General features: G+C 73.2%; 10 protein-coding genes. 7 read left to right on the top strand and 3 right to left on the bottom strand.

Annotated features, from left to right (window positions below; all coding sequences use genetic code 11):
• Positions 1-7: 7 nt before the first annotated feature.
• A complete protein-coding gene (locus ACFVQ3_RS12670; protein WP_387639419.1) occupies positions 8-3,631 on the bottom strand; it encodes a S8 family serine peptidase in 3,624 nt (1,207 codons plus the stop codon).
• A 332-nt stretch (positions 3,632-3,963) separates the two neighbouring features.
• Here ACFVQ3_RS12670 and ACFVQ3_RS12665 point away from each other — a divergent pair, with 332 nt between their 5' ends.
• Positions 3,964-4,653 carry a hypothetical protein gene (locus ACFVQ3_RS12665; protein WP_387639417.1) on the top strand — a complete coding sequence of 230 codons (690 nt, stop codon included), beginning with the start codon at positions 3,964-3,966 and terminating at the stop codon, positions 4,651-4,653.
• A 67-nt stretch (positions 4,654-4,720) separates the two neighbouring features.
• Here the strand turns inward: ACFVQ3_RS12665 and ACFVQ3_RS12660 are convergent, their stop codons facing one another.
• On the bottom strand, positions 4,721-7,456 hold the full coding sequence (locus tag ACFVQ3_RS12660) for a cation-translocating P-type ATPase (RefSeq protein WP_387639414.1): 2,736 nt from the start codon (positions 7,454-7,456) through the stop codon (positions 4,721-4,723).
• Positions 7,457-7,707: 251 nt separating this feature from the next.
• On the opposite strand from ACFVQ3_RS12660, the gene ACFVQ3_RS12655 reads away from it, so the two are divergent.
• From ACFVQ3_RS12655 to ACFVQ3_RS12645, 3 genes are all read left to right on the top strand, one after another.
• Positions 7,708-8,025, top strand: a complete 318-nt coding sequence (locus ACFVQ3_RS12655) for a YbjQ family protein (protein ID WP_354508229.1) — start codon at positions 7,708-7,710, stop codon at positions 8,023-8,025.
• A 125-nt stretch (positions 8,026-8,150) separates the two neighbouring features.
• Positions 8,151-8,687, top strand: coding sequence for a hypothetical protein (locus ACFVQ3_RS12650; RefSeq protein ID WP_387639411.1), 537 nt, complete (start codon positions 8,151-8,153; stop codon positions 8,685-8,687).
• A gap of 109 nt (positions 8,688-8,796) precedes the next feature.
• Complete coding sequence (locus ACFVQ3_RS12645) at positions 8,797-9,237, top strand: OsmC family peroxiredoxin (RefSeq protein WP_377675987.1); 441 nt, start codon at positions 8,797-8,799, stop codon at positions 9,235-9,237.
• A 10-nt stretch (positions 9,238-9,247) separates the two neighbouring features.
• Here the strand turns inward: ACFVQ3_RS12645 and ACFVQ3_RS12640 are convergent, their stop codons facing one another.
• Positions 9,248-10,288: an NAD-dependent epimerase/dehydratase family protein gene (locus ACFVQ3_RS12640; protein WP_387639407.1), complete on the bottom strand. Its 1,041-nt coding sequence runs from the start codon at positions 10,286-10,288 to the stop codon at positions 9,248-9,250.
• Between the two features lie 204 nt (positions 10,289-10,492).
• Here ACFVQ3_RS12640 and ACFVQ3_RS12635 point away from each other — a divergent pair, with 204 nt between their 5' ends.
• The 3 genes from ACFVQ3_RS12635 to ACFVQ3_RS12625 all read left to right on the top strand — a co-directional run bounded on the left by ACFVQ3_RS12635 (position 10,493) and on the right by ACFVQ3_RS12625 (position 14,196).
• A complete protein-coding gene (locus ACFVQ3_RS12635; protein WP_387639405.1) occupies positions 10,493-11,500 on the top strand; it encodes a hypothetical protein in 1,008 nt (335 codons plus the stop codon).
• Entirely contained in the window at positions 11,497-13,590 is a 2,094-nt protein-coding gene (locus tag ACFVQ3_RS12630; protein WP_387639403.1) for a YhgE/Pip domain-containing protein, read from the top strand. The genes ACFVQ3_RS12635 and ACFVQ3_RS12630 overlap by 4 nt, the downstream gene beginning before the upstream one ends.
• A 135-nt stretch (positions 13,591-13,725) precedes the next feature.
• Entirely contained in the window at positions 13,726-14,196 is a 471-nt protein-coding gene (locus ACFVQ3_RS12625; protein WP_387639400.1) for a DIP1984 family protein, read from the top strand.
• The last annotated feature ends 87 nt before the right edge of the window (positions 14,197-14,283 follow it).

The following is a 14,283-nucleotide window of genomic DNA, read 5'->3' as shown; positions in this document are numbered from 1 at the left end:
CGAGGTGTCAGCCGCAGCTGATCGCCCCGTACCCGGCTTCGTACGGCGTCGTGACCGTGACGCCTTCGACGATCGCGGTGCCCGTGACCGTCGCCGTACCGGCGTCGATCCCGGTCGCCCGCGAGCTGAACGACTGCGAGGCCGACCTGCCCGGCGCGACGCCCTTGAACGTCTTGGTCCCGAACGGTGTCTCGACCACGACGTCGGCCCTGAGGTCGCCGTCGTTGACCGCGCGGACCGCGACCTGCGCCTTGCCCGCGACGCAGCGCGACTGCGCCGTGACCGTGAGCTCGACCGACGCGTCGAGGTTCCGGACCCCGACCGTCTGCCAGCGCTTCCCGGCGCTCGCGTTGTGCAGGTGCAGCAGGAGCAGCTCGCCCGTCCCGGCCTCGGCCGCGGCAGCGGACCGGTTGACCGTGACCGGGGCGTCGTCGGCGCCCACGAACAGCAGCTGACCACCGCCGCTGAACCAGTACGCGGGGTCGTACGGGTCGCCCGTGAACGGCCCGACCCGGTCGATCGACTGGTCGGGCTGCGTCCCGTAGTACGAGTACGTCGCGACCGTGAAGGACGGCACGGTGCCCGGCTCGATGCCGAGCTCGCCGATCGCGATCGGCACCACCAGCACGTTGCTGTCGAAGACCGACGTGTCGACGTTCGCCCAGACCGAGTTGACCGGCTCGAGCAGCACGCCCTCGCCCGCTCCGTACTCCTCGCCGTCGGGACCGGTCCAGTCCTTGAGCGTGTACGTGGTCGCCAGGGTCAGGTCCGACTCGTTGTACTTGCGGACCACGGTCTCGAACTCGGCCGAGCCGTCGCCGTCCACGTCGGTCTCGACCGACGGGAACATGACCGCACCGAGCGATGCCCAGTCGCCGTCCATGGCCACGCCGATGCCGATGCGCCCGGCGCCCGGGTCCTCGCCCGCGGCCGCGTACTGCGGCGCGCTCGACGTGAAGCCGACCGCGCGGATGTCACCCGACGCGACCGCCGATGCCGACGAGCCCTCGGCGGCGTCCGCCTCGAGCCGCGGGCTCGTCGCCTTGAGCTCGAACGGCGCCACGAGCGACGTCCAGCCGCCCGAGGCCACGCCGCGTCCGTCGAGGTCGAGCTCGGCCGACGTGTCCTGGTTCAGGAACGTGACGTCCTTGCCCGTCAGGTCGCTCACGAGCCTCGGTGCTGCCTGGACCGGGACGCGCAGCTCGCTGCCCGACTCCGGCGTCAGGACCAGGCGACCGGTGAGCATGCCGACGAAGTCGCGCGGCACGCCCGAGGTGGTCGTGGCCGACGTCGGGTCGATCTGCTTGGCGAGCGTCGCCGGGTCGGCCGTCAGGGTCAGCGTGACCGTCCGGGTCTGCCCCGCGGGGATCGTGAGGTTCGCGGGCGAGACCGTGACGGTCGCGCCCCCCGCGCTGCTCGACCTCGTGAAGGCCGCCGCGTACTTCACGGTCTGCGAACCCGTGTTCTGCACGTCGACCGTGCGGCGCTCCTTGACGGTCTTGTCCGCCACGGGCACGAGCCCGTACGACACCGAGACGAGCTCCTTGTCCTGCGCCGAGAAGGCGAGGGTCGAGTTCTTCACCGCGTCGACCGCGTCCACGCGCCCGGACCCCACGCGCTCAGGGCCGTAGGCGGTCCCTGTGCCGTTCTGGCCCGTCCACACGTCGTGCGAGGCCGTGTTCATGACGGCCGTCTTGACCTGCTGCGCGCTCCAGCCCGGGTGGGCCTCCTTGACGAGCGCCGCGATGCCCGCGACGTGCGGGGTCGCCATGGACGTACCCGACTTGATGCCGGGCTGCGTGAGACGACCCGAGGCCACCGACGAGATCCCCGTGCCCGGTGCGGCGACGTCGGGCTTCACGACGCCCAGCGAACCGTGCACCCCGCGCGACGACCCCGCGTTGAGCGTGTCCCCGATCGCAGGGATCTCGACGAACGACGAGTTCGCGAGCGACGGGCCCAGCGTCAGGACGACGCCGCCCGCCTCGATCGCCGGACGCAGCGCGTCGTGGCTCGGGCCCGTGAGCTGCGCGCCCGGGATGCCCGCGTTGCCCGCGATCCCGGCGGCGAAGACCTCGAGCTCGGACGACAGCAGGACGCCGACCGCACCCGCGGCCTGCGCGTTGTTGAAACGCGTCGCGCTCCCGCACGCCCGCGTCGCGTCGTCGTCGTCCCAGTAGAGGAACGCGATCTTGCCCGCCGTGGCGGCGGCCTGCGCCGGGGTCAGGGGCGTGCACCCGCTGACCGTGGCGCCCAGGAACGCGACCTCCGCGGTCACGTCGGCCGAACCCGTGTAGCTCTGCGAGTTCTGCGCCGGGTAGGAGCCGGCGACGCCCGCCGGGGCCGTGACCTCGACGCCGTCGAACGTCTGGGTGTTGCCCACCGAGTTCGCGACCGTGAGCGAGGTGCGCGCGTTGCCGGGCGACCCGCCGACGTCGGTCACGTCGCCCGCGTTGCCCGACGCCACCACCGCGAGCGTGCCCAGGCGCGAGAGCTGGTCGATGAACAGGTTCTCCGGGTCGTCGGCGGGGCTGTTGTCCGAGCCGAGCGACAGGTTGACGATGTCGAGCCGGTCGGACAGGTCGCCGTCGCCGTCGGGGTCGGCCGCGAACTCGAGCGCGTCGACCACGACGTTCGTCGAGCCGCCCAGGTCACCGAAGACCTTGAGCGCGTACAGCCCCGACTCGGGGGCCGAGCCCGGCCCGACGGTCCAGTCGGAGATGTCGGTGAGGGTCGTGTAGTCGCCGTCGAACGTCGTCCCGTCGGCCAGGACGCCGTAGCCGCCCGTCGTGCCCGCGACGTGCGAGCCGTGACCCGAGCCGATCGAGTCGAGCGAGTCGATCGGGTTCTCGTCCGGCGTCGGGATCAGCGACGTGCCCGGCACGGTGCCCGACGCGTCGTAGTCGTAGCCGGCGAAGTCGTACCCCCCGAGGTACTTCGCGTCGTCGAACGTCCCCGCGGGGACGGGTCCCTGGCCCTTGGCGCCGTAGGCCTCGTCGTACGCGGCCTGCGTGCCCGGACCGCCGAACCCGGCGTGCGTGTAGTCGATGCCCGTGTCGATGATCCCGATCCGGACGCCCTGCCCCGTGTAGCCGGTGCTCTGCCACGCCTCGAGGGCGCGCGTGAACGCGTCGGTGCCCTTGTTCGACGGCGTCTTCGGGATGATGCGGTAGACCGTGACGACCTTGTCGTCGGCAGCCAGGGCGCGCACCTGCTCGGCGTCGCCCGTCACGACGACGCCGGGGACGAGCCTGCTCGTGACCGACACCTGCTGGGGAGCGCCCGCGGCGCGAGCACTGCGGGCGTTCGTCTGCGCGGGGACGACGGTGTCCGCGAGGCGCTCGACGACGGCCTGGTTGTCCTCGACCTGCGCCGGGCTCGCGCCCTGGTCGGCGAGGTCCGCACCGGACGGGGTGTCGAGCTGGACGAACGCAGTCACGGTCCCCGTGGACTCGGCGAGCGAGGGGGCGACCTTGCCCGCCTCGCTCTCGGTGGGGGAGAGCGAGCTCGCGGACTGCGACGTGAGGTCTGGGCCGGACGGACCGGCGGGATCGGCGGACGCGGCGGGCAGCGCCGAGGCTGCGACCACCGCCAGTCCTGAGACAGCAGCTAACAACGAACGGTGCTTCATCGACACTCATTTCCCCGGTACGGACCGGTGGCGTTGAAGGTGCGTGGTGGTTCCCCCGTTGTGGTCGCCGACGGCTGTGTGCAGACGACCGTGCCTGCACGCTATAGGTGAAGTCCGACGCCCGCGCGCTGCGCGAACGTCACCGAACCAGGACCGACCGGGCAGCAGCCCCGGACCGAGGCAGCCAGGACAAACCAGGACAGGGCGTGCTCCGCCCCCTACGATCGGTGCGGGGGCGCGGAACACCGGGGTTTCGCAGACCGTCCTCACCCACGTGTCGACGTCGTCCGCGGGCAGCGGTCGACCCGGCCCACGCTGTGAAGGAGCACCACATGTCACGTCGTCCGACCCGTATCGCAGCCGTCTCCGCGGCGATCCTCGTCGTCGGGGCGCTGAGCGCGACGCCCGCGCTCGCCGACGGCCCCGAAGGCCCCGACCTCACCTCGAAGTCGTTCACGGCCGAGGAGGAGGTCTGCTCGGTCATCGCCCAGCCCACCCCCGCGGGCCAGGACGTCGCCTTCACGCCCGCGCCGACGGTCGAGTGCTTCGACACGTTCGGCGAGGCCATCGAGTCCGCCACGGGCGTGCCCGTCACCGATCCCGCCGTCGAGGCCGGGGAACCTGCCGCCCTGCGCGCCTTCGCGCAGGACCAGGCGGCGCAGTCGCAGTCCCGCGCCGCCGGCCCGGGCGCGAAGGCCGCCGCACCAGGGACGACGATGATGATCGGCGTCGCGTACAAGGGCGCCAACCACACCGGGGGCAACAAGGTCTTCTGGAGCAGCGGCGGCTACGGCTGCATGACGGGCAACACGTACGGGTTCCCCAGGCTGTCGCCCTACCTGATGAACAACAACATCAGCTCGTTGAACGCGTACGCCGAGTGCTGGGCGACCCTCTACGACCTCGAGAACTACGTCAAGGGCGCCTCGACGAACTGCGTCCCCTTCTGCGCCACGCTCGGTTCGATGAACGACCGCGCGTCCTCGATCGTCTTCCGTCCCGCGGGCAGCGGCATCGACTGACCCCTGCTCGCTCGCGCCCGTCGGGCACGTCGCTCCCTGAGCAGCGTGCCCGACGGCGTGCCAGGCCTCAGCGCTGTCGGGCCCGACCGAGCGCCTTGGCGGCCTCGACGAGCAGGAACACCACGATCGCGAGACCGAGCGTGATGCCCCACTCGCGCAGCCCGATCGGCGCGGAGCCGAACCACGAGTGCATGAAGGGCGCGTAGACGAACACGGCCTGGAGGGCGATCAGCGAGGCGGCCGAGTACCAGATCGCCCGGTTGCCCCTCAGCACCGCGAGCGTGATCGACGAGCGGTCCAGGAACCGGCAGTTGAACAGGTAGGCGAGCTGACCGAGGGCGAGCATCGTCACGGCCGTCGTCTGGGCCTCGGCCACGCCCATGCCCTGGTCGCGCTCGATGAAGTACACCGCCATGGTCGCGCCGCCGATGAGGACCGAGACCAGCAGGATGCGGCGCAGGTACGCCGGCGTGAGGATCGAGGCCTTGGCGTCCCGCGGAGCGCGGGACATGATGTCGGGCTCGGCACGCTCGTTGGCCAGCGCGAGCGACAGCGTCACGGCCGTGACCATGTTGATCCACAGCACCTGCACCGGCTGGAGGGGCAGCGCCCACCCGAGCAGCACCGCGACCAGGATCACGAGCGACTGGGCACCGTTGGTCGGCAGCAGGAACAGCACCGACTTGCGCAGGTTGTCGTAGATCCGTCGGCCTTCCTCGACCGCACGCTCGATCGTGGCGAAGTTGTCGTCGGCGAGGACGACCTCGGCGGCCTCCTTGGTGGCCTCGGTCCCCTTGATGCCCATCGCGACGCCCACGTCGGCCTGCGTCAGTGCCGGGGCGTCGTTCACGCCGTCGCCCGTCATCGCCACCACCTGCCCGTGGGACTGGAGCGCCGAGACGATCCTGATCTTGTGCTCGGGGCTGGTGCGCGCGTAGACGTCGACGTCCTCGACGACCGCACGCAGCTCCTCGGTGCTCATGGCCTCGAGCTCGGCCCCCGTGAGGACCTTGGTGGCCGCGGGTGCGTCCCCGTCGCGGACGATCCCCATCTCCCGTGCGATCGCGAGCGCCGTGCCCGAGTGGTCGCCCGTGATCATCTTGACCGTGATCCCGGCGTCCTGGCACTGCGCGATGGCCTCGACCGCTTCGGGGCGTGGCGGGTCGACGATCCCGACCAGGCCGACCAGCTCGAGGCCCGCGTCGACGTCCTCCGGGGCCAGGGTCGTGCTCCCCGGTGCTGCCGACGCCCGGGCCGCGGCCAGGACGCGCAGACCCTGCGCGCCGATCTCGTCGATCTGGGCCGACCAGAAGCCGCGGTCGAGCGGCTCGGGCCGCCCGTCGGGCCCGGTCTGGGTCGAGCAGCGGTCGAGCACCCGGTCGGGGGCACCCTTGACGAGCACGTGGAGGCCGCCCTCGGGGTCCTCGGTGAGCGTCGCCATGTACTTGTTCTCGGACTCGAACGGCACGAGCGCGACGCGCCGCCACCCGGACGGGTCGAGACCGGCCTTGAGACCCAGGGTCCGCAGCGCGCCCTCGGTCGGTTCACCCACGAGGCGCCAGCCGTCGCCCTCCCCTCCGGGCTCGTGGACGATGCGCGCGTCGTTGCACAGCATCATGACCTCGGTCAGGCGCCGCAGGTCGGGGTGCTCGGGGAGCGCGGCGGGGGAGCCGTCGAGGCTGACCGCGCCGTCCGGGGCGTAGCCGATCCCGGACACCGCGTACTCGTGCCCGGCGGTCCGCACGGTGCGGGCCGTCATCTCGTTCTTGGTCAGCGTCCCGGTCTTGTCCGAGCAGATCGTGGTCACCGAGCCGAGCGTCTCGACGGCGGGCAGGCGACGCGTGATCGCCCGACGTCGGGCCATCTGCTGCACGCCCAGGGCGAGCGTGATCGTCACGAGCGCCGGCAGGCCCTCGGGGACTGCCGCGACCGCGAAGCCGATCGCGGCGGACACGAGCTCGGGGGTCTCGAACCCGTGGAACACGCGACCGATCACGACCATGACCACGGCCATGACGAGGATGAGGACCGCGAGCCTCTTCCCGAACGCGTCCAGCGTGCGCGACAAGGGGGTCTCGAGCGAGTCCACCTCGGAGATCAAGGTCTGGATGCGGCCGATCTCGGTCGTCTCGCCCGTCTCGACCACGACGCCCGTCCCCGTGCCCGCCGAGACGAGCGTGCCGGAGAACAGCATGCTCGACCGGTCGCCCACGCCGGCCTCGGCGGGCACCGCGTCGACCGACTTGGACGCGGGCACCGACTCACCCGTGAGGGCCGACTCGTCGACCCGCAGGTTGACGCCCGTGAGGAGGCGCAGGTCGGCGGGGACACGGTCTCCCGAGCGCACCCGTACGACGTCGCCGGGCACGAGGTCGTCGGCGTCGACCTGGGCCCACGCGCCGTCGCGGCGGACCTGGGCGTGGACCGAGAGCATGCCCCGGATACCGTCGAGGGCCTTCTCGGCACGCCCCTCCTGGATCAGCCCGATCGCCGCGTTGATGACCGCGACCGCGAGGATCACGGTGAAGTCGATCCAGTCGCCCACGATCGCCTTGAGGACCGCGGACACGAGCAGGATGTAGATGAGGACGTCGTCGAACTGGGAGAGCACGCGACGCCACCACGGGGTGCGGGCGGGCGGCGCCAGCCGGTTGGGGCCGACCTCGGCGAGCCGGGTCCGCGCCTGCTCGGCCGTGAGGCCGGCGTCGCTCGACCCGACCTCGACGAGCACGGCCTGCGGCGGGAGCGCCCAGGGCGTCGGGTCGGCAGTCGCGGGGACGAGAGGGGTGTCCGAGGCTGTCATGCCTCTCATTCAACGCCTGCACGTGGTCGAGCACCCGGCGAGGCACCGGGGTGGGACGAAGCGTTCCATCCCGCCCGGGGCGCGGGGCGGGCCGCGCACGTCGGGCCGCGCACGTCGGGTAGCGCACGCCGGTCCGCCAGACCGGGCCACGCACGCCGGCCGCGCGGTCGCGCACGCCGAGCGCGGGCGGCGGTCGCCTTCTACCGTGAGAAGTGGCCGCGCACGGTGCACGGCCGTGAGGAGGACGTACCGTGCTGGTCTCCACCATGAACGATGTCCCGGGCCGGACCGTGCAGCAGGTGATCGGCGAGGTGACGGGACTGACCGTCCGGTCGCGCAACGTCGGCGCGCAGATCGGCGCGGGGCTCAAGTCGATCGTCGGCGGCGAGCTCAAGGGACTCACCAAGCAGCTCCAGCAGTCGCGCGACGAGGCCGTCGCCCGGATGGTCGAGGGGGCCACCGCGCAGGGGGCCAACGCGATCCTCGCGATGCGCTACGACAGCGACGAGGTCGGCAACGGCTACCAGGAGATCGTGGCGTACGGGACGGCCGTGGTGCTCGCGCCCTGACGGGCAGGGCGTGGTGGGCCGGGGCCCCGCGGTGTCGCGGCCCATGGTCCGTGGTCGACGACGCCCGGACGCTCTTCCCCCTGTCGGTGGGCCTTCGCTAGGGTGCGCGCGAGGGGGGATGCGTGATGAGGCGAGGGACCGCGGGCCTGGTGCTCGCCGGCGTGCTGCTCGTGGGCGGGTGCACGGCGGTGCCCGAGCCGCACGAGACGCCGCTCGTGGAGACGACCGTGACGGTCGTCGTGCCGGAGCAGACCGGCCCGAGCGAGATCAGGCTCCGCCCGGACGGGGCGGTGGTCGCCGAGCGGGCCACCGGCCCCGCGGGCGCGGCGGATCTCCTGGGAGGGCTCCTGGCGGACGACGAGCGGTTCGGCACGGTGCGGCTCGACGGCAGCGGGACCGTGGTCCTCGTGTGGCACGGCGACCCTCCTCAGGAGGCGCTGGCCGTGCTCGCCGAGGCCCACCCCGACGTCCTGGTGCACGTCGAGCCGATCGACGTGCTGCCGGGCGATCTCCAGAGGCGTGCGGAGTCGCTCCTCGGCGACGACCTCTCGTCGATCGTCGTCCAGGTCGGCCACGAGCCCAACCCGCTCACGCTCGCCCGACGGCTCACGACCGAGGTCGGGTTCCCGGTCGAGGTCGAGGTGGAGGTCGGTGCGCCGTAGGGCAGGAGACCGTGGGACGCCTCTGCAGGTCCACGACCCCGGGGTTACGGTCGACGGGTAGCCGACGGCTACCGCCTCGCACCCCGACACCGCACGAAGGAGCCACATCATGGCAGTCCGCACCGCCCGCACCGCGTGGAACGGCACGCTCATGGAAGGCACCGGTCAGGTCGAGCTCACGAGCTCGGGGACCGGCACGTTCGACGTCAGCTTCCCGCGCCGCACGGCCGACGAGGCCGAGGGCATCACGAGCCCCGAAGAGCTCATCGGTGCCGCGCACTCCTCCTGCTACGCGATGCAGCTCTCCGGGGTGATCGGCGAGGCCGGTGGCACGCCGGTAGCGCTCGAGGTCAGGGCCGACGTCACGCTGTCGCCGGACCCGGCGGGCGGGCTGCGCATCTCTGCCGTCGCGCTCACGGTCCGCGGCGAGGTCGAGGGCCTCGACGAGGCCGGGTTCCTCGCGGCGGCCGAGAACGCCAAGGCGACGTGCCCCGTGTCCAAGGCGCTGACCGGCGCGACGATCACGCTCGACGCGGCCCTGGAGTCCTAGGAGCCCCGCGTCAGGACGGCAGCAGCGGTGGGCTCTGCGTGCCCGCGCCCTCGACGAGACCACCGACGACCTCGGTGACCGTGGCCCGGGCGTCGTGCACCGGGGCCCACCGCAGCAACCTCCGGGCCCGCGACGTGTCGAGCACCGGGACGGCGAGCGCGACGTCGAACCAGCCCGGGTCGAGCGGGACGAGCCTGGCCGTCCAGGCCAGGGCGACCGCGCGCCGCAGAGACCCGGGCGACACCTCGCGCAGGCGTCCCTGCGAGACGATCGCGGCGACGTCGGGCCCGGTGAGGACGTCCGGCGCGGCGACGTTGAACGTGCCCGGGTGCCGGCCCACGAGGATCTCGCGGTAGGCGTCCGCGAGGTCGTCGGCATGGACGACCTGCAGGCGCATGCCGCGCGGCCACACGAGCGTCGGCAGGTGCCCCTTGCGGCGCAGCGGCGCCGGCAGGAGCTTGCCGAAGAACAACCGTGACACCTCGCTCGCCGCGTCGCGCTGGAACGTGAACGGTGCGCGCACGCGCGTCACCACGACCCCCGGGTGCTCGGCCGAGAACCGGTCGAGGATCTCCTCGACCTCGGCCTTCTGCGCGCTCGAGACGGACCCCGCGATCCCCGCGGTCGGCCAGTACTCGTCGCGGGGCGTGTCGTCGAACGCGGGCGAGCACGCGCTCGCGCACGACGCGACCACCAGGTGCCCGACGCCCGCCCTCGCCGCCGCCGCAGCGACACGCCGCGTCCCCTCGACGTTGACTCGCGCGAGCTCCTCGCGGTCGTGCGCAGGGTCGATCGCCCACGCGAGGTGGACCACGGCGTCGGCACCCACGAACGCGCCCGCGAGGCGCGACGCCACGACCTCCTCGGGGTCCGTGAGGTCGCAACGCGCCCACTCGGCGGTGTCGAAGGGAGGCACGACGGTGCTCGAACCGTCCGCGCGCGGGACCCGGCTCGCGACCCCGACGACCGACGTGACCACCGGGTCACCCGCCAGCCTGCGCAGCAGGGCGGAGCCGACGTTCCCGCTCGCCCCGACAACCACGACACGCATGAAGTCTCCTCTCGACGCCCGTTTCCCCAGGCTACCGACCCGGCGCCGACCCGGCCGGGGCAGCGGAGACCTTCACCCCACCGGGCAGACCGGACGCCCGGACCCGCACCCGACAAGGTGCACCCCTGCGGGGTCCAACGGAAGATCGACGGGAGGCTCCGCCGCGGCCCATCCGCACGGGGCTCGCCACGAGAGGACCCGAAGGTGCAGATCGCGATGGACGACGTCCAGGTCGAGGGTCGGCGCGCGCCGATGCTCGAGGCCACCACCCTGACTCTCGCCTCGGGGGAGTGCGTCCTCCTCGCGGGCGAACCCGGCCACGGGCACACCGCGCTCGCGCTCGTCGCGACGGGCCGCCTCGCCCCGTACACCGGGACCGTCACGCTCGTCGACGACGACGGCGCCACCACGACGGCGACGGCCGACCTGCGCCGGGTCACGGCCGTGGTCGACGTCCCCGGGATCTCCGAGCCCGACGAGGCGCTCACGGTCGGGGACGTCGTCGCCGAGGAGCTCTCGCTCGCCGGGCAGCGGTCCCTGCCAGGGGATGCCACGAAGTGGCTCGACGCGCACGACCTGCTCGACCGGCGCGGCGACCGCGTCGACGAGCTGCACGGCACGCTGCGCACCGCGTTGCTGACCTCCCTCGCGTCCGAGCGCACGGAGGTGCGGTTCCTGGTCCTGACGCTGCCCGACCGGCACCGGGGCGAACCGTCGGGCTGGTGGGCCGTCGCGGAGTCGCTCGCGGCGCTCGGCTACGGCGTGCTCGTGCAGTGCACGCGCTCCTCGGCCCGTGACCTCGGCGCCGACCTGCCGCCCGCGCGCGGCGACGACGCGCTGCGGGCAGCACCTGTCGAGGCCCTGAGGACGCGCCCCGCGCCGGTCGTGGGCCCGGACGAGCAGGCGGCCGACGGCGCCGAGCCCGACGCGGCCCCGGTCGAGACGACCGACCCGACCACGCTCTTCGACCGGGCGGAGCCGGGGCGCCACCAGGCGACCGACCCGCCCGAGCCCGAGGCGCCGGCCGCCCCGGACTCGGTACCGGCCTCCGCGCCGGAGGTCGGACAGGGCTCGCCGGAGCCGGAGCCGGAGCCGGAGCCCGAGCCGGGCCCGGCACCAGGCCCGGAACCCGGACCAGAGGGGGCAGTCGCCTCGCCTCCCGCCCAGGACCCCGCCCCGGACCCCGCTCCCGACGAGGAGTCCGACCGATGACCGCCGTCCGCCTCGGCATCTCCGAGCTGCGGCGCATCAGCGCCGGCACCCTGCCCAAGCTCGCGATCCTCGCCATGATCGTCATCCCCACGCTCTACTCGGGCCTGTACCTGTTCGCGAACGAGGACCCGTACGCCAGGCTCGCCGAGGTCCCGGCGGCGCTCGTCGTCCAGGACCGCGGCACGACCGTCGAGGACGCCGTGGACGGCACCTCGACGGAGAGGAACTTCGGCGAGGAGGTCGCGAAGACGCTCGTCGGCGGCGACGGGGGGTTCGGCTGGGTCGAGACGACGCAGTCGGATGCCGAGGCCGGGGTGCGGTCGGGGCGCTTCGACGCTGCCCTCGTCATCGGTCCGACGTTCTCGCAGGACCTCGCCTCGTCGGGGAGGTTCGAGCCGCAGCAGGCGAGCCTGGTCCTCATCACCAACGACGCCAACAACTACCTCGTCGCGACCATCGCCGACACGATCGTGAGCAAGGTCCGCGACGCGATCGCCGAGCAGGTCGGCACCGAGGCGGCGGACACGTTTCTCAAGGGGTTCGCGTCGATCCACACGAACCTCGCGAGCGGCGTCGAGGGTGCGCAGCAGCTCGTCGACGGCGCCTCGCAGCTCTCCGACGGGACCGTGCAGCTCGTGGACGGCACGGCCCGGCTCGCGGCGGGGGCGAGCGAGGCCGCGAGCGGTGCGGCCCGCCTCGCCGACGGGGCCGATGAGCTGTCGACCGCGAGCGGCACCCTCGCCTCGGGCGCGGCGACCCTGTCGGACGGCCTCGACACGCTCCGCAGCAGGACCGCCAACCTTCCGGCGCAGGCCCAGGAGCTCGCCGACGGCGCGCAGCAGGTCGCGGACGGCAACGCCCAGGTCGCGGGCTACGGGCAGCAGGCGGCCGCGGCGGCGAGAGACGTCGTCGGGCGCCTCGACACCGCGCGCGTCGACCTCGAGGCGCGCCTCGCGGACCTCGTCGCGTCGGGCGCCATCACCCAGGACGAGGCCGACGCCGTCACGCAGGTCCTCGAGGACGCGCGCGGCCCGGTCGAGGACGCCGCCGCCACGGTCGAGGGCGCCGCGGGGAAGCTGGGCGAGCTCGGCGCAGGCTCGGCGCAGGTCGCGGCCGGGGCGGCGACGCTCGCGGGCGCCACGCCCGCGCTCACGCAGGGCATCGCGACGGCGGCGTCGGGCGGGGACCGGCTCGCAGCGGGCGCGGCCGAGCTCGAGGACGGGGCCGGCACGCTCGCGAGCGGTGCGGAAGCGCTCGCCTCGGGCACGTCCCAGGTGTCCGACGGCGCAGCCGAGCTCGCGTCGTCGAGCGTGACCCTGCGTGACGGGACGGCCGAGCTGGCGTCCGGCACGACCCAGCTCCACGACGGCCTCGCGGCGGGCCTGGGACGCATCCCCGACGTCGACGAGCAGACGCAGGAGGACACGGCGAAGACGCTCGGCAACCCGGTCGCGGTGCAGAAGGACACCATCGCGAACGCGGGCACGTACGGTGCCGGGCTCGCACCGTTCTTCCTGTCGCTCGCCGCGTGGATCGGCGCGTACGTGCTTTTCCTGCTCGTGCGGCCGCTGTCGAGCCGGTCGCTCGCGGCCGGCCGGCCCGCGTGGCAGACCGCGCTCGGCGGCTGGATCCCGCCGGCCGTGATCGGCGTGGCCCAGGTCGCGCTCATGTTCACGGTCGTGAAGCTCGCGCTCGACATCGACCCCGTGTACGCCGTCGGGACCGCGGTGCTGCTCGTGCTCGCGTCGGCGACGTTCGTCGCGATCCTCCAGGCGCTCAACGTGTACCTGGGTGCGGTCGGGCAGTTCCTGGGGCTCGTGCTCATGCTCGTCCAGCTCGTGACCGCGGGCGGGACGTTCCCGTGGCAGACGATCCCCGAACCGTTGCGGGCGCTGCACCGCTTCCTGCCGATGTCCTACACGGTCGAGGGGCTCCGGCAGCTCCTCTACGGCGGGGACCTCGCGACCGTCGCGCGCGACGTCGGGGTGCTGCTCGTGGTCCTCGCGGTCGCGCTCGCGGCCACGACGTTCGCGGCGTACCGGCAGCGGGTGTGGAGCCCGACGCGGCTGCAGCCGGAGCTGGTGCTCTAGCGGTGCGTCAGGACGAGCGTGACCTGGGGTGCTCGCTCGTCCTGCCGTCGAGCGGTGATCCTGCGACGGGTTCGTCAGGCCGAGATAGGTTCGGACCGGTACCCCGTCCGTCCCAGAACCAGGAGTCGATCAACGATGAAGCTCGCCGAGGCCCTCGCGCTGCGCGCCGACCTCCAGCGCCGGCTCGCCCAGGTGGCGAGCAGGGCGATCGCGAACGCCCGCCACCAGGAGGGCGACCTTCCGGCCGAGGACCCGGTCGCGCTGCTCGCCGAGCACGAGCGCACCGCGGCGGAGCTCGAGTCCCTGATCGGGCGCATCAACGCGGCGAACCTCGCGACCGAGGTCGAGCCCGGCCTGACCATGACGGCCGCGCTCGCGCGTCGCGACGTGCTGCGCCTGCGCCACAGGCTCCGGACCGACCTCGCCGACGCGGCGTCGGCCTCCCAGGACAGGTTCACGCGCACCGAGCTGCGGTACGTGTCGGGCGTGGACGTTCCCGCGACGCGGGCCGAGGCCGACGACCTGGCGCGAACGCTGCGTGAGCTCGACACCCGCATCCAGCAGGTCAACTGGACGGCTGACGTCGAGGGTGGCGGCGTCGACTGAGGCCCCGTGCACGGGGTCGTGCCGGCCCCGGTCGATGACTTCTCCGCGCCGTGCTGGTCAGTAGTACACCGAACATCGACCGGGAGG

Source organism: Oerskovia sp. NPDC057915 (assembly GCF_042887685.1).
Lineage (GTDB): Bacteria > Actinomycetota > Actinomycetes > Actinomycetales > Cellulomonadaceae > Oerskovia.
Note: the sequence above shows the minus strand (reverse complement) of the source record. Positions and strands in the feature narration are given on the sequence as shown.

What these genes read in the sequence shown, in the direction of transcription:
- ACFVQ3_RS12670 (WP_387639419.1), bottom strand. Translation starts at nt 3,631, where the DNA reads ATGAAGCACCGTTCGTTGTTAGCTGCTGTCTCAGGACTGGCGGTGGTC.
- ACFVQ3_RS12665 (WP_387639417.1), top strand. Translation starts at nt 3,964, where the DNA reads ATGTCACGTCGTCCGACCCGTATCGCAGCCGTCTCCGCGGCGATCCTC.
- ACFVQ3_RS12660 (WP_387639414.1), bottom strand. Translation starts at nt 7,456, where the DNA reads ATGACAGCCTCGGACACCCCTCTCGTCCCCGCGACTGCCGACCCGACG.
- ACFVQ3_RS12650 (WP_387639411.1), top strand. Translation starts at nt 8,151, where the DNA reads ATGAGGCGAGGGACCGCGGGCCTGGTGCTCGCCGGCGTGCTGCTCGTG.
- ACFVQ3_RS12645 (WP_377675987.1), top strand. Translation starts at nt 8,797, where the DNA reads ATGGCAGTCCGCACCGCCCGCACCGCGTGGAACGGCACGCTCATGGAA.
- ACFVQ3_RS12640 (WP_387639407.1), bottom strand. Translation starts at nt 10,288, where the DNA reads ATGCGTGTCGTGGTTGTCGGGGCGAGCGGGAACGTCGGCTCCGCCCTG.
- ACFVQ3_RS12630 (WP_387639403.1), top strand. Translation starts at nt 11,497, where the DNA reads ATGACCGCCGTCCGCCTCGGCATCTCCGAGCTGCGGCGCATCAGCGCC.
- ACFVQ3_RS12625 (WP_387639400.1), top strand. Translation starts at nt 13,726, where the DNA reads ATGAAGCTCGCCGAGGCCCTCGCGCTGCGCGCCGACCTCCAGCGCCGG.